This is a genomic window from Methylobacterium sp. 001424705, assembly GCF_059816145.1.
This window is the reverse complement of sequence record NZ_JCBANU010000005.1, coordinates 74,019-91,372: the sequence shown is the minus strand read 5'-3', so window position 1 is coordinate 91,372 and position 17,354 is coordinate 74,019. Positions and strand designations below refer to the sequence as shown.

General features: G+C 69.3%; 14 protein-coding genes, 1 tRNA gene and 1 pseudogene. 10 read left to right on the top strand and 6 right to left on the bottom strand.

The features are described from left to right. The first annotated feature begins 197 nt into the window (after positions 1–197). A complete protein-coding gene (gene gltA / locus AC6EUL_RS06095) occupies positions 198–1,487 on the top strand; it encodes a citrate synthase (protein WP_056215808.1) in 1,290 nt (429 codons plus the stop codon). A gap of 86 nt (positions 1,488–1,573) precedes the next feature. On the opposite strand, the gene cmk is transcribed toward gltA, so the two are convergent. Beyond that, complete coding sequence (cmk, locus tag AC6EUL_RS06090; protein ID WP_056215952.1) at positions 1,574–2,206, bottom strand: (d)CMP kinase; 633 nt, start codon at positions 2,204–2,206, stop codon at positions 1,574–1,576. 5 nt (positions 2,207–2,211) lie between these two features. Further along, complete coding sequence (gene aroA / locus AC6EUL_RS06085) at positions 2,212–3,561, bottom strand: 3-phosphoshikimate 1-carboxyvinyltransferase (protein ID WP_056215810.1); 1,350 nt, start codon at positions 3,559–3,561, stop codon at positions 2,212–2,214. A 256-nt stretch (positions 3,562–3,817) separates the two neighbouring features. On the opposite strand from aroA, the gene AC6EUL_RS06080 reads away from it, so the two are divergent. The 4 genes from AC6EUL_RS06080 to AC6EUL_RS06065 all read left to right on the top strand — a co-directional run bounded on the left by AC6EUL_RS06080 (position 3,818) and on the right by AC6EUL_RS06065 (position 5,666). After that, entirely contained in the window at positions 3,818–4,210 is a 393-nt protein-coding gene (locus AC6EUL_RS06080) for a TIGR02300 family protein (protein WP_082487898.1), read from the top strand. Positions 4,211–4,378: 168 nt separating this feature from the next. Beyond that, a tRNA-Ala gene (locus AC6EUL_RS06075) sits at positions 4,379–4,454 on the top strand. 131 nt (positions 4,455–4,585) lie between these two features. Further along, the gene (locus AC6EUL_RS06070; protein ID WP_499869422.1) at positions 4,586–5,140 is read left to right on the top strand and encodes a hypothetical protein; all 555 of its coding nucleotides are present in this window, start codon (positions 4,586–4,588) and stop codon (positions 5,138–5,140) included. Positions 5,141–5,237: 97 nt separating this feature from the next. Further along, positions 5,238–5,666 carry a DUF2147 domain-containing protein gene (locus tag AC6EUL_RS06065; protein WP_056215815.1) on the top strand — a complete coding sequence of 143 codons (429 nt, stop codon included), beginning with the start codon at positions 5,238–5,240 and terminating at the stop codon, positions 5,664–5,666. A gap of 46 nt (positions 5,667–5,712) precedes the next feature. Here the strand turns inward: AC6EUL_RS06065 and alaS are convergent, their stop codons facing one another. Next, on the bottom strand, positions 5,713–8,376 hold the full coding sequence (alaS, locus tag AC6EUL_RS06060; protein ID WP_499869420.1) for an alanine--tRNA ligase: 2,664 nt from the start codon (positions 8,374–8,376) through the stop codon (positions 5,713–5,715). A gap of 214 nt (positions 8,377–8,590) precedes the next feature. Here alaS and AC6EUL_RS06055 point away from each other — a divergent pair, with 214 nt between their 5' ends. The 3 genes from AC6EUL_RS06055 to AC6EUL_RS06045 all read left to right on the top strand — a co-directional run bounded on the left by AC6EUL_RS06055 (position 8,591) and on the right by AC6EUL_RS06045 (position 10,793). Continuing rightward, the gene (locus AC6EUL_RS06055) at positions 8,591–9,007 is read left to right on the top strand and encodes an MAPEG family protein (RefSeq protein ID WP_056215820.1); all 417 of its coding nucleotides are present in this window, start codon (positions 8,591–8,593) and stop codon (positions 9,005–9,007) included. 144 nt (positions 9,008–9,151) lie between these two features. Further along, a complete protein-coding gene (locus AC6EUL_RS06050) occupies positions 9,152–10,441 on the top strand; it encodes a PQQ-dependent sugar dehydrogenase (protein ID WP_499869418.1) in 1,290 nt (429 codons plus the stop codon). A 1-nt stretch (position 10,442) separates the two neighbouring features. Further along, positions 10,443–10,793 (top strand): c-type cytochrome, encoded by a 351-nt coding sequence (locus AC6EUL_RS06045; protein WP_499869416.1) that lies wholly within the window; start codon positions 10,443–10,445, stop codon positions 10,791–10,793. Positions 10,794–10,896: 103 nt separating this feature from the next. On the opposite strand, the gene recA is transcribed toward AC6EUL_RS06045, so the two are convergent. Further along, positions 10,897–11,988: a recombinase RecA gene (gene recA, locus AC6EUL_RS06040; protein ID WP_056215830.1), complete on the bottom strand. Its 1,092-nt coding sequence runs from the start codon at positions 11,986–11,988 to the stop codon at positions 10,897–10,899. 432 nt (positions 11,989–12,420) lie between these two features. On the opposite strand from recA, the gene AC6EUL_RS06035 reads away from it, so the two are divergent. Both AC6EUL_RS06035 and AC6EUL_RS06030 read left to right on the top strand, forming a co-directional pair. Continuing rightward, entirely contained in the window at positions 12,421–12,846 is a 426-nt protein-coding gene (locus AC6EUL_RS06035) for a hypothetical protein (RefSeq protein WP_499869413.1), read from the top strand. A 213-nt stretch (positions 12,847–13,059) separates the two neighbouring features. Then, positions 13,060–13,412 (top strand): annotated as a pseudogene (locus AC6EUL_RS06030) (transposase); the annotation flags it as partial. A gap of 48 nt (positions 13,413–13,460) precedes the next feature. Here the strand turns inward: AC6EUL_RS06030 and cckA are convergent. Further along, the gene (gene cckA / locus AC6EUL_RS06025) at positions 13,461–16,139 is read right to left on the bottom strand and encodes a cell cycle histidine kinase CckA (RefSeq protein WP_499869412.1); all 2,679 of its coding nucleotides are present in this window, start codon (positions 16,137–16,139) and stop codon (positions 13,461–13,463) included. Positions 16,140–16,274: 135 nt separating this feature from the next. Then, positions 16,275–17,342, bottom strand: a complete 1,068-nt coding sequence (flhB, locus tag AC6EUL_RS06020) for a flagellar biosynthesis protein FlhB (protein WP_056274088.1) — start codon at positions 17,340–17,342, stop codon at positions 16,275–16,277. Positions 17,343–17,354 lie beyond the last annotated feature (12 nt).

Sequence of the window (17,354 nt, the reverse complement as noted above, 5' to 3'; positions counted from 1 at the left end):
TGACAAATCGGCCCGGATTTCGCTTCGACGTCGAGGTGAGCCGGGCCGTCGGTTGATGACGGTCCGCCGATCCGCTACCCCCATGCTCGTGTGAGCAAGTGCAGCATGCGCCGCATTTGCACCCCGGATCCGGGTGGTCGATTGCATCGCCACGCGGGCCGACGCCGCCCCGTTGCCACGAAAGGGTCCAGGTCTCCATGAGCGCCTCCAGCACGATCACCGTGGGCGACAACCACGTCGAACTTCCGATCAAGACCGGCACCATCGGGCCGGACGTGATCGATATCGGCAAGCTCTACGCGAAGACGGGCAAGTTCACCTTCGATCCCGGCTTCACCTCCACCGCCTCCTGCGAGTCGAAGATCACCTACATCGACGGCGATGCGGGCATTCTCCTCTATCGTGGCTATCCCATCGAACAGATCGCCGAGCACGGCGACTTCCTCGAAACCTGCTACCTCATGCTGTTCGGCGAGCTGCCGACCCCGGCCCAGAAGGCGGATTTCGACTACCGGATCACGCGCCACACCATGGTGCATGACCAGATGAACCGCTTCTTCCAGGGGTTCCGCCGCGACGCGCACCCGATGGCGATCATGGTCGCCTGCGTCGGTGCCCTCTCGGCCTTCTATCACGATTCCACCGACATCTCGGACGACCAGCAGCGCATGGTCGCGTCGATGCGGATGATCGCCAAGATGCCCACCCTGGCGGCGATGGCCTACAAATATTCGATTGGACAGCCCTTCGTTTATCCGAAGAACGATCTCGACTACACCTCGAACTTCCTGCGGATGTGCTTCGCGGTTCCGTGCGAGGAGTTCAAGGTCAATCCGATCTTCGCGCGCGCGCTCGACCGGATCTTCATCCTCCACGCCGATCACGAGCAGAACGCCTCGACCTCGACCGTGCGTCTCGCGGGCTCCTCGGGGGCCAATCCCTTCGCCTGCATCGCGGCCGGCATCGCCTGCCTGTGGGGACCCGCCCACGGGGGCGCCAACGAGGCGGCCCTCAAGATGCTCGAGGAGATCGGGCATCCGGAGAACGTGGCCAAGTACGTGGCCAAGGCCAAGGACAAGAACGATCCCTTCCGCCTCATGGGCTTCGGCCACCGCGTCTACAAGAACTACGATCCGCGCGCGCGCATCATGCAGAAGACCACCCACGAGGTGCTGGGTCAGCTCGGGATCAAGGACGATCCGCTGCTCGAAGTCGCCGTGCAGCTGGAGCAGATCGCTCTGAAGGACGACTACTTCATCGAGAAGAAGCTCTATCCGAACATCGATTTCTACTCGGGCATCACCCTCAAGGCGATGGGCTTCCCGACCTCGATGTTCACGGTGCTGTTCGCCCTGGCCCGCACCACCGGCTGGATCGCCCAGTGGGCCGAGATGATCGAGGATCCCTCGCAGAAGATCGGCCGTCCGCGTCAGCTCTACATCGGTCCCGACAAGCGGGAATACACCCCGATCGATCAGCGCGCCTGATCCAGGCCCCCCGCGCCGGACACCCTCCGGCGCGGAATGCGTCTTCGGATCGGTGCCGTCGCCGCCGATCCGCGACCCGGACCGCCCTAGTGCGGGCGCGCGCGATCGACGATGGCCCGGGCGGCCGCGAAGGCCTCGTCGGGATCGAGCGCGGTGGTATCGAGGAGGACGGCGTCGGTCGCCGCCTTCAGCGGCGCCGTGGAACGCTGCGCGTCCCGTGCGTCGCGGGCGACGATATCGTCGAGAATGGCGCCCAGGCTCGCGGATTCCCCGCGCCGCAGCAATTCGAGGTGGCGGCGCCGGGCGCGCTCCTCGGGCGCGGCCGTGATGAAGAGCTTCACCTGGGCGTTGGGGCAGACCACGGTCCCGATATCGCGTCCGTCCAGCACGGCGCCGCTGGCATCGCCGGCAAAGCGCTGTTGCCAGGCCAGGAGGGCGGCCCGCACGGCGGGAACCGCCGAGATGCGGGAGGCCGCCTCGCCCATGGCGCGCTCGCGCAGGCGCGGATCGGCGAGCCGGTCCGCGATCAGGCTGGAGGCGGCCCGCGCCGCGGCCTGATGATCGTCGAGGCTGTGGCCGGAATCGATCACCGTCAGGGCGACGGCCCGGTAGAGCAGGCCGGTATCGAGGTGCGGCAGGCCGTAATGGGCGGCCAGCCGCTTGGCGAGGGTGCCCTTGCCCGAGGCGGCGGGGCCGTCGATCGCGATCACCATCGGCATCGCGCTCACCCTTCGATCCGGCCGCCGAGGCCCTGCATCGTCGGCAGGAAGCTCGGGAAGCTCGTGGCGATCATCGCGCCGTCATCCACCGTGACCGGCTCCCGGGTGGCGAGGCCCATCACCAGGAACGCCATGGCGATGCGGTGATCGAGATGGGTCGCCACGGTGCCACCCCCCCGGGCCGGCTCGCCGGTGCCGTGGACGACGAGATCGTCACCCTCGACGAGATAGGCGACGCCGTTGGCGCTGAGTCCGTCCGCCACCGCCGCGAGGCGGTCGGATTCCTTCACGCGCAGCTCGTGCAGGCCGCGCATCCGCGTGGTGCCCTCCGCGAAGGCGGCCGCGACGGCGAGCACCGGGTACTCGTCGATCATGGCCGGGGCGCGCTCCGGGGGCACGTCGACGCCCCTGAGGCGGCTCGCCCGCACGCGCAGGTCGGCGACGGTCTCGCCGCCCTCCTCCCGCTCGCGCAGGCGCTCGATGTCGGCGCCCATCTCGATCAGGGTGGTGATGAGCCCGATCCGCAGGGGGTTCATCATGACGCCTTCCAGCGTCACCTCGGAGCCGGGCACGATGAGGGCCGCCACCAGGGGGAAGGCCGCCGACGAGGGATCGGCGGGGACGACCACCTTGGTACCCCGGAGCATGGGCTGCCCGGTGAGCGCGATCGTCCGCCCGTGTCCGTCGGGGCCGTGGGGCGTCACCGTGACCTCGGCGCCGAACAGGCGCAGCATCCGCTCGGTGTGATCGCGGGTGGCCGCCGCCTCGATCACCGTCGTGGTCCCGGGGGCGTTCAGGGCGGCCAGCAGCACGGCCGACTTGATCTGGGCCGAGGCCACGGGCGTCTCGTAGGTGATCGGGATCGCCTCGCGGGGGCCGCGCAGGGTCAGGGGCACGCGGCCGCCCTCCTCCTCGCGCACCACCTCGGTTCCCATCCGCACCAGCGGATCCAGGATGCGGCGCATGGGCCGCTTGCGCAGGGAGGCATCGCCGTCGAAGGTCGCGGTGACCGGCTGGCCGCCCACGACGCCCATCATCAGGCGCGAGCCGGTCCCGGCATTGCCGAAATCGAGCACGTCCTCGGGATCGCTCAGGCCGCCGATCCCGACGCCGCGCAGGCGCCAGCGCCCCTCGCCCACCCGCTCCACGTCGGCCCCGAGGGCCTTGGCGGCCGCCGCGGTGCGCAGGACGTCGTCGCCCTCGAGAAGGCCCTCGACATTGGTCTCGCCGATGCTGAGCAATCCGAGAATCATCGCGCGGTGCGAGATGGACTTGTCCCCCGGAGGCCGCAGGCTGCCCTGGAGGGGCAGGCCCGCATGGGCGGTCAGGGGGTGCGGCTGGGAATCATGGGACACGGGCGTCGACTTTTCGGCTGGGCGCAGGGGCGCCTGCGGGCTTCTGCAGGCGCGCCGATCATGGGGCCGGTTAACATGCGTCGCCGCCGCCGTCATCCGATGGCGCGCATCCCGGGCCGCTTGGCCCGGAAAACGCCCGTGGACGGCCGAAGACGGACGTGGAACGTACGTCAACCGCAAGAGAATTTGACAGGAGCGTCCCACGCGACTAACGGGGCGCCTCTCCCAAAAGATCGCACGTACTAGAGGTTCGCCCGTGGCCAGACCGGAACTCGGCTTGAAGCGTCAATGCATGAGCTGCGGCGCCAAGTTCTACGACCTCGACAACGACCCTCCGACCTGCCCGAAATGCGGAACGATCTATCAGGTCGCGGCAGCCTCCGGCCGTGCCGCCCCGGCGCTCGCGGCGCGGGCCAACGCCGCCCCGGCCGATGACGACGAGGATACGGATGCCGAGAAGGGCGGTCCGGAGATCGTGTCCCTCGACGAGGTCGAGGCGGCCGAGGACGAGGCGGATACGACGACCGAGGACGTCGACGGCGACAGCAACGACGATACGGACGACACCTTCCTCGAGGAAGAGGACGCCGGCGACGACGACGTGGCCGACCTGATCGACGGCGACATCGAGAACGACGAGGAGAGCTGACGCTCGCCCGCGCCCTCCGCCCAACCGCCGGCAAAAAAGTTTGCCGGCGGGGCACAAAGGGGGTTGAGGCCGCGGACAAGCCCCAGTACATCACCGCTATCGGCGGTGGGCGACACGCCCGCCGACGACGACCACCCCGGGCCTTCCAGAGGCCGGGGTGTTGAGAGTGGGGCCTTAGCTCAGCTGGGAGAGCGCTTCCATGGCATGGAAGAGGTCATCGGTTCGATCCCGTTAGGCTCCACCAAACTTCCCCTCCCCCCGTCCCGGCATCGACGTAGACCTTTTCGCCCGTGCTGCGTATGGCGGTGCGGTGTGAGCACGTGCGGCGGCCACGACGACGCGCGGTGCAGGTGAATGGGACGTGGTTCGGTGTTCATGGCGACGTCCCTCCCCGGCGACCCGGTCACGATCCCTGCTGCGGCCACCCTCCTGAAGGACCTGTGTGACCGGCTGCGCGCCGGCCCGAGTGCCACGGCGGTTCTGGAGGACTGGTGCCGCGCCCGAGGGCTCGCCCAGTCCCCCGGCCTCGTCGCCCATGCGGTCCCGGCGCCGGAGCGGCCGGCCAGCCCGGTGCAGCGGGAGCGCCTCGCCCTGCCGCGCACGGTGCCGGTGCGCTACCGCCGGGTCCGCCTGACCTGCGGCGCGCTCGTCCTGTCGGAGGCGGAGAACTGGTACGTCCCGTCGCGCCTCACGCCCGTGATGAACCGGTTGCTGGAGACCAGCACGGTGCCCTTCGGCCGCGTCGTGCACGACCTGTCGCCCACCCGCCGGACCCTGTCCCTGCGCCTCCTGCCCGCGGGGGACCGTCCGGACATCGCCGGGCCTGCCGACCCGCTCTTCGCGATCGAGGCGCTCCTGCTGCGGGCGGACGGCCTGCCGCTCTGCGAGGTCGGCGAGACCTATACCGGCGCCGTCCTGGCCCGCGCCTGAGGCGGCCCCGCCGTCACGGCCGACCGAAGGTCTGGCCAGCGGAATAGACGCACGCTATGCCCCCGCCCGACGAACGCGCAGGGCGAGGATTTCCGACATGGCGATCACGGGACGGGTGTTGCGGAGCGCAGGCTGTGCAGGGGCGGTCGCGCTTCTGCTGAGCGGCGCGGTCTCGGCCCAGCAGGGACGGGACGCCACGGGGCTGTGGCTGACGGAGACCGGCGCCTCGAAGGTGCGGATCAGCCGCTGCGGCAACGGCTATTGCGGGACGCTGGCGAGCGTCGCGGGTCCTGGCCTCGACGCAAAGAACCCCGACCCGTCCCTGCGCACCCGCAGCCTCGTCGGCGTGCAGATCATGGACACCCGCACCGCCGGCGCGAACGGCTACGAGGGCACGCTTTACAATCCCAACGACGGCAAGACCTACGCCGGCACCCTGACGCTGAAGGGGGCGGACATCGTCGAGGTCTCGGGCTGCGTGATGAGCGTGTTCTGCAAGAGCCAGACCTGGAAGCGCGTGAACTGAGCGCGCGCCGCCCCCGGGACGAAGCGGAGGGGCGGGCGCGCGCGTGTCAGGCCGTGAGGGCGGCGCGGATGGCGTCGATGGCGGCCTGGGCCCCCGCGCCCTCGGGACCACCGGCCTGGGCCATGTCGCGGCGCCCGCCGCCGCCCTTGCCGCCGAGATGGCCCGCGCCGGCCCGGACCAGGGCCACGGCGTCGTAGCGCTCGGTGAGATCCGGGGTGACGCCGACCACGAGGCCGGCCTTGCCGTCGGGGGCGACGCCCACGATGGCGACGATGCCGGAGCCCAGGCGGGTCTTGCCCTCGTCGGCGAGGCTCTTGAGGTCGCGCATCTCCACGCCCTCGACCACCCGCGCCATGACCTTCACGCCGCCGATCTCGGCGATGCCGTCGTCGCCGCCCGCGCCCGCGCCCCCCATGGCGATCTTCTTGCGCGCGTCGGTGAGGTCGCGCTCCAGGCGCCGGCGATCCTCGATCAGGGCCGCGAGGCGATCCGGCACGTCGGCCGTGGCGGCCTTCAACAGCCCGGCGATCTGCGCCAGCGTCCGGCTCTCCTCGGCGCGGTGGCGCCGCGCGGCATCCGCGGTCAGGGCCTCGATGCGGCGGACACCGGCGCCGACGGCGCTCTCGCCCACCACCGAGACCTGGCCGATCTCGCCGGTGCGCCCCGCATGGGTGCCGCCGCAGAGCTCCACCGAGAACGCCTTGCTGCGCCCGCCCTCGCCCGCGATCGGGGCGCCCATGGAGACCACGCGAACCTCGTCGCCGTACTTCTCGCCGAACAGCGCGCGGGCGCCGGATTCGATGGCCTCGTCCACGGCCATCAGCTTGGTGACCACCGGCGTGTTCTGCAGGAGCACGGCGTTGGCGATGTCCTCGACGGCCCGGATCTCGGCCTCGTCCATGGGCTTCGGGTGGCTGAAGTCGAAGCGCAGGCGGTCGGGGGAGACCAGGGAGCCCTTCTGAGCGACGTGGTCGCCGAGCACCTGGCGCAGGGCCTCGTGCAGCAGGTGCGTCGCCGAGTGGTTGGCGCGGATCGCGGCGCGGCGGCCGTGGTCGACGGCGAGTTCGACGGCCTGGTTGAGCGACAGCGTGCCCGCGTCCACCGTGACGTGGTGGACGAAGAGATCGCCGAGCTTCTTCTCGGTGGCGGTGACCCGCGCCTTCAGGCCGGCCGCCGACAGGGTGCCGGTGTCGCCGACCTGGCCGCCGGACTCGCCGTAGAACGGGGTCTGGTTCACGAGGACGAGGCCGGTCTCGCCCGCCGTCAGGCTCCCGGTCTCGGCGCCGTCGCGCAGCAGGGCGGTGACGATGCCCTCGGCGCTCTCGGTCTCGTAGCCGAGGAACTCGGTGGCGCCGACGCGCTCCTTCAGGCCGTACCAGACCGTCTCGGTGGCGGCCTCGCCCGAGCCCGTCCAGGCGGCACGCGCGGCCTTGCGCTGGCGCTCCATGGCCTGGCCGAAGGCGTCCGTGTCGACGCCGATGCCGCGCGCCTTCAGGGCGTCCTGCGTCAGGTCGAGGGGGAAGCCGTAGGTGTCGTAGAGGGTGAAGGCCGTCTCGCCCGAGAGGTTCTGGCCGGAGCGCAGGTCGCGGCTCTCGGCGTCGAGGATCGCGAGGCCGCGCTCCAGGGTGCGGCGGAAGCGGGTCTCCTCCAGCCGCAGGGTCTCGCCGATGAGGCCCTCCGCGCGGGTGAGTTCGGGATAGGCCTGGCCCATCTCGCGCAGCAGCGTCGGCACGAGGCGGTACATCATCGGCTCGCGCGAGCCGAGGAGTTCGGCATGCCGCATGGCGCGGCGCATGATCCGGCGCAGGACGTAGCCGCGGCCCTCGTTGCCGGGCAGCACCCCGTCGGCCACGAGGAAGGACGCGGCGCGCAGGTGGTCGGCGATGACCCGGTAGGAGGCCTGCGTGCCGGGCTCGGGCGGGCGACCGACCGCGTGGCTCACGGCGTCGATGAGGGCGCGGAAGAGGTCGGTCTCGTAGTTGCTCGTCACCCCCTGGAGGATCGCGGCCATGCGCTCGAGGCCCATGCCGGTGTCGATGGAGGGGCGCGGCAGGGCGAGGCGGTTGCCCGGCTCGACCTGCTCGTACTGCATGAACACGAGGTTCCAGAACTCGAGGAAGCGGTCGCCGTCCTCGTCGGGGGAGCCGGGCGGCCCCCCCTGGAGCGTCGGGCCCTGGTCGATGAAGATCTCGGAGCACGGGCCGCAGGGGCCGGTATCGCCCATCTGCCAGAAATTGTCGGAGGTGCCGATGCGGATGATGCGGTCGTCCGAGAACCCCGCGATCTTGCGCCAGAGACCGGCGGCCTCGTCGTCGTCGGCATAGACCGTCACCAGCAGCCGGTCCTTGGACAGGCCGAACTCCTTGGTGATCAGGTTCCAGGCCAGCTCGATCGCCCGCGGCTTGAAGTAGTCGCCGAAGGAGAAGTTGCCGAGCATCTCGAAGAAGGTGTGGTGCCGGGCGGTGTAGCCGACGTTGTCGAGGTCGTTGTGCTTGCCGCCGGCGCGGACGCATTTCTGCGCCGTGGTGGCGCGGTCGTAGGCGCGCTTCTCGACGCCGGTGAAGACGTTCTTGAACTGCACCATGCCGGCATTGGTGAACATCAGCGTCGGGTCGTTGCGCGGCACCAGCGACGAGGACGGCACCACTTCGTGGCCCTCTTTCGCGAAGTAGTCGAGGAAGGTCGACCGGATCTCGTTGACGCCGCTCATCGCATCACAACTCTGTCGTAGGGTGCCGCCGGCATACGGGCGCCCCGGAACGCTCCGGCGCGCCGCATGCTGCGCGCCGAACATCCCGTATCCAGGGGCTCCGCCGCGCAGGCGCACTCATAAGGAGCGTTCCGGCGCAAGTCACGACCGGGTTTCGCTTTTGCCCAGGGCCGAGCTAGGAACACCCCGCACCTCTTCTCAGGGACATCGCCCCATGCCGGTCGAAATACGCCTCCTCGCCTGGTCCTGCCTGCTCGGTCTGGTCCACATCGTCGCCGCCTCCGCGAGCGGCGTGCAGCAGCGGGGCGGCTTCGGCTGGGCGTCCGGCAATCGCGAGGGGCCGACGCCCGAGGTGACGGGCGCCGCGAGCCGGCTGGAGAAGGCGTCGAAGAACTTCCTCGAGACCTTCCCGATCTTCGCCGCTCTCGTCCTCGCCTGCGTGGCGACGGGCCGCCACAACACGGCGGTCGTCCTCGGCGCCTACCTCTACTTCTTCGCCCGGCTGGTCTACCTGCCCGTCTACGGCTTCGGCATCCCGAAGGTCCGCTCCCTGGTCTGGCTGGTCTCGATCGTCGGCATCCTGTTCGTGCTGTGGGGCCTGTTCATCAAGCTGCTGCCCTACACGCCCTGAGGCGTGGTCGCGCCGCCCCTCGCCTGCCCGCCCCTCGCCCGCCCCCCCCCCCCCGCCGGCCCGCCCCTTGCCGGCGCGCCCGGCAGGCGCATATCGTCGGGGCTCAACCGCCCCGACCATGCGGGCGGACTTCGGGAGACATCCATGCGATCGGTCCTCACCGCAACGCTGCTGGCCGGTTGCGCCGCGCTGGCGTTCACCGCCGGCGCCCGCGCGCAGGGCGCCGCACCCGCCGAGACCAAGGCGAAGGCCGACGCCCTCGAAAAGCTCACGGGGATGCAGGGCACCGGCACCGCGGAGGCGCCGGAGATCCCGCAGACCGGCCGACGCGCCGACGCCCTGCGCAGGACGCTCGCCAAGATCAAGCTCCCCGACGGTTTCAAGATCGACCTCTACGCCGTGGTGCCCGATGCCCGCTCGATCGCGGTCGGGCCCAATGCCGGCGTGCTGTTCGTCGGAACGCGCAAGAGCAAGGTCTACACGGTCACCGACCGGGACAAGGACCGCGTCGCCGACGAGGTCCGCGCCTTCGCCCCCGGCCTCGATTTCAAGATCCCCAACGGCGTCTGCTTCTCCAAGGACGGCGTCCTGACCGTCGTCGAGCAGAACCGGGTCCTGTCCTTCCCGGCGGCGGAATTCTTCTACGAGAGCCCCGACGTCGCCGCCGGCGTGCTGGTGAAGCAGGGCGACCTGATTCCGGCCGCCGAGGAGAGCTACAACCACACCGCCCGGATGTGCCGGGTCGGGCCCGACGGCAAGACCTACATCTCCCTCGGCCAGCCCTACAACGTGCCCCCGGCCGCCAAGCGCGACCTCTATGCCAAGACCGGCATCGGCGGCATCATCCGCATGGACGCCGACGGCAAGAACCGCGAGGTCTACGCCACCGGCATCCGCAACTCGGTGGGCATGGACTTCAACCCCGCCGACAAGGCCCTGTGGTTCACCGACAACCAAGTCGACGGCATGGGCGACGACATCCCGCCCGGCGAGCTGAACCGCATCGCCAAGGCCGGCGAGAATTTCGGCTTCCCGTGGTTCGGCGGCGGACAGGTCCGCACCGTCGAGTACAAGGACGAGACGCCGCCGAAGGACGTGGTGTTCCCGCAGGCGGAACTGCCGCCCCATGCGGCGGATCTCGGCATGACCTTCTACAACGGCCGTCAGTTCCCGGATTCCTACAAGGGCGGCATCTTCACCGCCGAGCACGGCTCCTGGAATCGCACCCAGCCCCTCGGGGCGCGGATCATGTTCGTGCCCATCGACAAGGACGGCAAGGCCGGCGCGCCGAAGCCCTTCGCGGAGGGCTGGCTGACGCAGGACGGCGAGTATCTCGGTCGCCCGACCGACGTGGCGGTGCTCCTCGACGGCTCGCTCCTCGTGGCCGACGACACGGCGGGCGCGATCTACCGCATCTCCTACGAGGGCAAGTAGCGTGCGGCCCGTCTCCGGAACCGCGGGGCCCGTCCGGGCGGCTTTGCTGGGCGTCCTCCCGATCCTGCTCCTCGGTCACGGGGCGTGGGCGGGGGACGCGAAGGCCGGCCGCAAGGCGGCGGTGGCCTGCCAGACCTGCCACGGCCTCGACGGGGTCTCGAAGCTCCCCGAGGCTCCGAACCTGTCGGGTCAGGTCGAACCGTACCTCGTAAAGGCGCTCAAGGAATATCGGGACGGCACGCGGCGCAACGAGATCATGAACGTCGTGGCCAAGCCTCTCAGCGACATCGAGATCGCCGATCTGGCCGCGTATTACGCGGCGATCCAGGTCGACGTTCTCCCTCCGGGCTGACCGGCGGATTCAGGAACGAGAAAGGCCGCCGGGCATCGTGCCCGGCGGCCTTTTTTCTGGCTTTGAGAGCCGCGCCATCCCGTTCCGGGAGCGCGGAAGGCCCTCAGGCCTCCCCCTCGTCGAGCTCGTCCTCGGTCGGCTTGGCGTTCTCGAGGATCTTCTCGGCGACGAGCCCGGAATTCTGGCGGATCGAGGTCTCGATCTTGCCGGCGATCTCTGGGTTGTCGCGCAGGAAGCCCTTCGAGTTCTCGCGGCCCTGGCCGAGGCGCTGGCTGGCATAGGAGAACCAGGCGCCGGACTTCTCGACGATGCCGGCCTTGACGCCGAGGTCGATGAGCTCGCCGACCTTGGAGACGCCTTCGCCGAACATGATGTCGAACTCGACCTGCTTGAAGGGCGGCGCGACCTTGTTCTTCACCACCTTGACGCGGACCTGGTTGCCGATGGCCTCGTCACGATCCTTCAGGGTCGAGACGCGGCGGATGTCGAGGCGCACGGAGGCGTAGAACTTCAGGGCGTTGCCGCCCGTGGTGGTCTCGGGGCTGCCGTACATCACGCCGATCTTCATGCGGATCTGGTTGATGAAGATGACCATGCACTTCGAGCGCGAGATCGAGCCGGTGAGCTTGCGCAGGGCCTGGCTCATCAGGCGCGCCTGGAGGCCGGGCTGCGAATCGCCCATCTCGCCCTCGATCTCGGCGCGCGGCGTCAGCGCCGCCACCGAGTCGACCACCAGCACGTCGATGGCGCCCGAGCGCACCAGGGTGTCGGTGATCTCCAGGGCCTGCTCGCCGGTGTCGGGCTGCGAGATCAGGAGGTCGTCGAGTTGCACGCCGAGCTTGCGGGCGTAGACTGGGTCGAGGGCATGCTCGGCGTCCACGAAGGCGCAGACGCCGCCCTTCTTCTGGGCCTCCGCGATGGTGTGCAGGGCGAGCGTGGTCTTGCCCGAGGATTCCGGGCCGTAGATCTCGATGACGCGGCCGCGGGGCAGGCCACCCACGCCGAGGGCGATGTCGAGGCCCAGCGAGCCGGTGGAGATCACCTCGACCTCCGCGACCTTGTCGTTCTTGCCCAGGCGCATGATCGAGCCCTTGCCGAAGGCCCGCTCGATCTGCGACAGCGCGGCGTCGATCGCCTTCGCCTTGTCCTTGTCCACCATCGGGGAATCCACAACTTTCAGCGCGGGCTGGGCCATTCGTCGGCATCCTTATGCATGGGGGAGGTGCAAGGCTCAATGCGCCCCGGTTGCCGATTGTGTACCTGTTTTGTTCTCATCGGGCAAGGTCCCGGGGCGAAGATTTCCTGTCGCGGCGCGGGAATCGTCGCCCCCGGGACCCGTCGTCCCGATGCGCGCGCCTACGCCTCGTGACACGATGGTTGGCACGCTAATAGGTTGCAAGATTGTATAATACAATCTATCGTCCACAAGTCGAACCTGAGACGGATTCGACGCGCTTGGTGCTTGCGCCGCGCTGTTTACGAACTCTTCAGTCGCCATCGATGCACGCGACATGACGCACCCGCGGCGCTGAGGATCAAATGGCGGACACGGCACCTTCTTTGGAGGTCCATGTACCGACATCGTCACGGATTGCTTGCTCTGATCAATCCTCTCAGGCGTAAGGTCATGATTTCCAGCGTCAATCCAAGCCTTGGACAGATCTACAACCTCGCAGAGATGGCTCCGGCAATCACCAAGATGCCGGAAAGTCAACGCAAGGAACGCGAGGCGGAGTTGAACCCGCCACCACCTCCGGCTCCTGGGAACGTCGTGGCGGACAATGATCCGTCGAACCAATATGCGACTCTGGAAAAAAACGGCCGTGTCCTTGCGACTGTGTATAAAAGCGGTCTTATTTCGACTCCAAATGAGGTCCAGCTGCCAAGTGACCTTGCCAACGACGGACACGGAACGTCGTTAGCCGACGCTCGCCTGAAGCAGATGTTGGACATGTATGGCGGTGAAATCAAATACACGCAGGATACCATGATGCAGGCCGCCTCGAAGACGGCCTCCACGCTGTTCTCCGCTCACCTCGCCGGCCAGACATAAGACAATTGAAAAACCGCATCAGAGGCAATTCATCTGATCGCCAATAACGCTTGAAAGGAAAGCAGCGGTCTGCTTTCGAAATTTCGATCGCCTCTGTACTCTGTTTTGTGCCAGTATAGCATATTCGTGGAACGACGAGCACGGCGAGGGCCTGTCGGCACCTGAACGGATTGCTCGCGCTCGCGTTTTCCCCACTCGGCGTTGGGCGCGTCGATGCCGGGTGACGCGCGAGGGGCCGAACGGGAGCCCTTGGTCGAGGCCTGCCGGCCGAGCGCCAAGACACCACCGCAGGATCGACGCCGCACCCTCCCGGCGATCCTCTGGCTGCGGCCGAGCGAGACGCTCAGGAAGCGCTGGGCCGCTCATGGGGCGGCTATGGCACCAGGGCCTGCGTGATCGCCGATGGCCGAGGGCGCGCCATCGCCGTCCGGTCGGACCCCGGTCAGGACCATGAACGACCCCACGCCGTTCCCTTGCTCGACCAGCCGCCGGGCGTGCCCCGGTGGGTGGTGGGCGACCTCGGCTTCACGAGCCACGCCGTCCGCGAGGACATCCGGGACATGGGCGTCCTCTGCCGCGCAGCCGCCCTCGACCGGCTCGGGCGATGACAAACCCTAGCGGGCGATGGTCTCCTTCACCGTCTCCACGAGCTGCTTCAGGCTGAAGGGCTTGGGCAGGAAGTTGAAATCCTCGCCGTCGGGGAGGTTCTTGCGGAAGGCATCCTCGGCGTAGCCCGACACGAAGATGACCTTGAGGTCGGGGGATTGCTTGCGCAGTTCGCGCAGCAGGGTCGGCCCGTCCATCTCGGGCATCACCACGTCGGAGACGACGAGATCGATGGTCTCGGTGGTCTCGGCGATGATCCGCAGGGCATCGAGGCCCGAGGCGGCCTCGAGCACGGTGTAGCCGCGGGCCGACAGGGCGCGGCTGTTCACGGCGCGCACGGGGTCCTCGTCCTCCACCAGCAGGATCACGCCCTGGCCGGTATGGTCCGGCGCCGGCTTGCGGGGCGCGGGCTTCTCGCCGTCCGGGCGTGGCCGGTCCGGCCCGCCCTTGAGCCGGGTGGCCGCGATCGCAGCGGTGCTCTGCCCCGTCGGGGGGGCCAGCGCGAGCTCCGGCTCGGGCGCGGGCTCGGCGGCGGGTTCGTGGCGCGGGAAGTAGATCCGGAAGGCGGTGCCCTCCCCCACCGTGGAGCGCACGTCGATGGTGCCGCCGCTCTGCTTGACGATGCCGAACACCGTCGAGAGGCCGAGGCCCGTGCCCTTGCCGATCTCCTTGGTGGTGAAGAACGGCTCGAAGATCTTTTCCATGACGTCGGGCGGAATACCCTGCCCGGTGTCCAGGACCTCGATCAGCACGTGGTCGCCCACCGGCATGCCGACGCGGGTCTCGCTCGGAACGGCCTCGTCGGCGACGTTGGCGGTGCGGATCAGCAGGCGGCCGCCCTCCGGCATCGCGTCGCGCGCGTTCACCGCGAGGTTCACGATCACCTGCTCGAACTGGTTCACGTCGGCCTTGATCGGCCAGATGTCGCGCCCGTGCTTCAGGTCGAGGTCGACCCGCTCGCCGAGCAGGCGCTTGAGCAGGAGCGTGAGGTCCGAAAGGGCCTCGCCGACGTTCATCACCTCCGGGCGCAGGGTCTGGCGCCGCGAGAAGGCGAGCAGCTGGCGCACCAGGCTCGCGGCCCGGTTCGCGTTCTGCTTGATCTGCATGATGTCCTGGAAGGCCGGGTCGGTCGGCCGATGGCTGGCCAGGAGCAGGTCCGAATAGCCGATGATCGCCTGGAGGACGTTGTTGAAGTCGTGGGCGATGCCGCCGGCGAGCTGGCCGACCGTGTCCATCTTCTGCGCCTGGGCCACCTGCTGCTCGAGCTGGCGTTGGGCGGTGGTGTCGAGGGCATAGAGGATGACCCGCTCGCGGTCGCTCTGCTCGGCCTCGTCCCGGCCGCCGCCGGCCGGCTCGCCGCCCGCCGGGCTCAGCCAGACGCGGGCCGACCGGTTGCCGGGGCCCGAGAGCGCGATCTCGATGGGCTGCACCTCGACGAGACCGGCCGCGGCCTTGCCCAGGGCCGCCTCGAGGCCGGCGCGATCGCGCTCGGCGATGGCATCCCACATGGTGGGCTCGCCCTGGAGGTCGTTGCGCCCATCGGGCAGGGCCTGGCGCGGAAGCCCGCCGAACAGCCGTGCGAAGGAGGCGTTGGCGCGGGCGATGTGACCGCTCTGGTCGAGGGTCGCGATGGCGATGGGGCTGTTGTTCAGGAAGCGCGCGAGCCGCACCTCGGCGACCCGCTGCGGCTCGTCGCTCTCGGCACCCGCCGAGCGGTTGAGCACGAAGGTGCGCGACGGGCCGGGCCGTCCGTCCTGGCCGAAGGCGACCCGATGGTACAGGCGCGCGGGCAGCGGATGTCCGTTGCGGCGGCGCAGGTCGAGGTCGAACCGGTCGGTCCGGACCTCGCCCGGCAGGCCCTCCGAGGCGGTCAGGACGTCGGCGCCGGGGGCGATCTCGGGCAGGCGCAGGCCGCCGGAGCCGACCGTCGCGAGGTCGTAGCCGAGCCAGGCCGCGAGGGTCGCGTTCATGTAGACGATCGCGCCGGTCGGATCGATCGAGAGGAAGCCGGCGGGGGCGTGGTCGAGATAGTCGATCGCGTGCTGGAGTTCCTGGAAGACGTTCTCCTGGCGCTCGCGCTCGTGGGTGATGTCGCTCACCGTCCACAGGGTCGCGGGGCGACGGGGCCGCTCGATCGGGCGCACGCTGATGCGGAACCAGGCGAAGGCCCGCTCGGCCGCGCTGCCCGGAGGCGGGGCCATCCGGATCTCCTCGGCATGCCCGAGGCCGTCGCGGGAGGCCTGGGCGAGGCGGTAGACCGCCTCCGAGACCTCCGGCGAGCCGACGAACACCCGCTCCACCGGGCGCAGGCTGGCGAAGGTCTCGCCGCCGGCGATGCGCAGGTACGATTCGTTGGCGTAGATCAGGCGCCCGCCCTCCTCCACCACGATCGCGCCCTCGGGCGCGGCGTCGACGATCGCCTTGGTGATGTCGTCCCGGGTGGTCTGGCCGGCGAGCTGGATCGCCCCGATGGCGAGGGCGAAGAGGCAGAACACGCCCGCCATGGCGAGGAGCGCCAGCAGCCCGAGGATCAGCGGCTGGGCCTGCTCGCTCGCGACGAAGGACAGGCCCACGGCGGCACCGACGAGCAGGCCCGCCAGCACGAGGAGCAGCCCGACGCGCCCGGGCCGCTCGGAACGATCGATCGCGTTCGACGCGGGCTTCCCGTGTCCGCTGAACTCAACCATCCGCCGCCGACCCATCCCTGAAGCTCATCCGGTTAGCCCCTCGGTTTCGCACGCAGCAAGGGCAAACCGGCGTATGTCGCCGAGAAATCTCGCGAAAGAGGGTGCATAAAGCGTGGCGAGCGCAAGCGCCAATCCTCACGCGGCCCGCCGGCGCAGGCGCATGACGTAGCCGATGACTTCGGCCACCGCGCGGTAATGCTCCGCCGGGATCTCCGCGTCGATCTCCACGGTGGCGTGCAGCGCCCGGGCCAGGGGCGGGTTCTCGAGGATCGGGACGTCGTGGTCCTTGGCCACCGCGCGGATCTTGAGGGCCAGCGAGTCGACGCCCTTGGCCACGCAGACGGGGGCCGCCATGCCGGCCTCGTAGCGCAGGGCGACCGCGTAGTGGGTCGGGTTCGTGACGATGACGGTGGCGGTGGGGACGGCGGCCATCATGCGCTTCTTCACGCGCTGGGCCCGGATCTGCTTCATGCGGCCCTTCACCTCCGGGCTGCCCTCGCTCTCCTTGTGCTCCTGCTTCATCTCCTCCTTGGACATGCGCAGGCGCTGGCGCCAGCGGAAGCGCTGGTAGACGGCGTCGCCGAGCGCGATGGCGACGAACACCGCGAGCATGCCCGCCATCATCTTCAGGGCGAGGGTCAGGATCGCGGCCAGGACGGCGCTCGGGTCGAGGCGCGCGAACACCTCCATCCGGTCGCGCTCGCCCCACAGGATGGTGCCGGCCACGACCCCGACCATGCCGAGCTTGGCCAGCCCCTTCACGAACTGGAACAGGGCCTCCATCCCGAAGACGCGCTTGACACCCGCCATCGGCGAGACCCGGTCCCATTTCGGGCCGACCGCCTCCGTGCTGAAGACGAACGGATGCTGGACGAGACCGGCGGCCAAGCCCGCGACCAGGACGAGACCTACTGGTATACAGAGGGCCTGCGCGCAGATGATCAGCGTGCGCAATCCCATCTCGGTATAGGCCGCTGAATCCGACGGCACCGCATGGGCGTTCATCAGGAAGCCCCGCAGGCTCGGCACCAAGTTCCTGGCGATCAGGCCAGACACCATGAGCAGCGCCATGGTGAAGGCGGCCAGGATGAAGAAGGTGTTGATCTCGGGGCTGTTGGGAACGTTGCCCTGCTCGATCGCCTTCTCGATCCGCCGCGGAGTCGGGTCTTCGGTCTTGTCTTCCGGATCGGAGTCGTCCGCCACCGCTCAGACCTC

What these genes read in the sequence shown, in the direction of transcription:
- gltA (WP_056215808.1), top strand. Translation starts at nt 198, where the DNA reads ATGAGCGCCTCCAGCACGATCACCGTGGGCGACAACCACGTCGAACTT.
- cmk (WP_056215952.1), bottom strand. Translation starts at nt 2,206, where the DNA reads ATGCCGATGGTGATCGCGATCGACGGCCCCGCCGCCTCGGGCAAGGGC.
- AC6EUL_RS06070 (WP_499869422.1), top strand. Translation starts at nt 4,586, where the DNA reads ATGGCGACGTCCCTCCCCGGCGACCCGGTCACGATCCCTGCTGCGGCC.
- AC6EUL_RS06065 (WP_056215815.1), top strand. Translation starts at nt 5,238, where the DNA reads ATGGCGATCACGGGACGGGTGTTGCGGAGCGCAGGCTGTGCAGGGGCG.
- alaS (WP_499869420.1), bottom strand. Translation starts at nt 8,376, where the DNA reads ATGAGCGGCGTCAACGAGATCCGGTCGACCTTCCTCGACTACTTCGCG.
- AC6EUL_RS06055 (WP_056215820.1), top strand. Translation starts at nt 8,591, where the DNA reads ATGCCGGTCGAAATACGCCTCCTCGCCTGGTCCTGCCTGCTCGGTCTG.
- AC6EUL_RS06050 (WP_499869418.1), top strand. Translation starts at nt 9,152, where the DNA reads ATGCGATCGGTCCTCACCGCAACGCTGCTGGCCGGTTGCGCCGCGCTG.
- recA (WP_056215830.1), bottom strand. Translation starts at nt 11,988, where the DNA reads ATGGCCCAGCCCGCGCTGAAAGTTGTGGATTCCCCGATGGTGGACAAG.
- AC6EUL_RS06035 (WP_499869413.1), top strand. Translation starts at nt 12,421, where the DNA reads ATGATTTCCAGCGTCAATCCAAGCCTTGGACAGATCTACAACCTCGCA.
- cckA (WP_499869412.1), bottom strand. Translation starts at nt 16,139, where the DNA reads ATGGTTGAGTTCAGCGGACACGGGAAGCCCGCGTCGAACGCGATCGAT.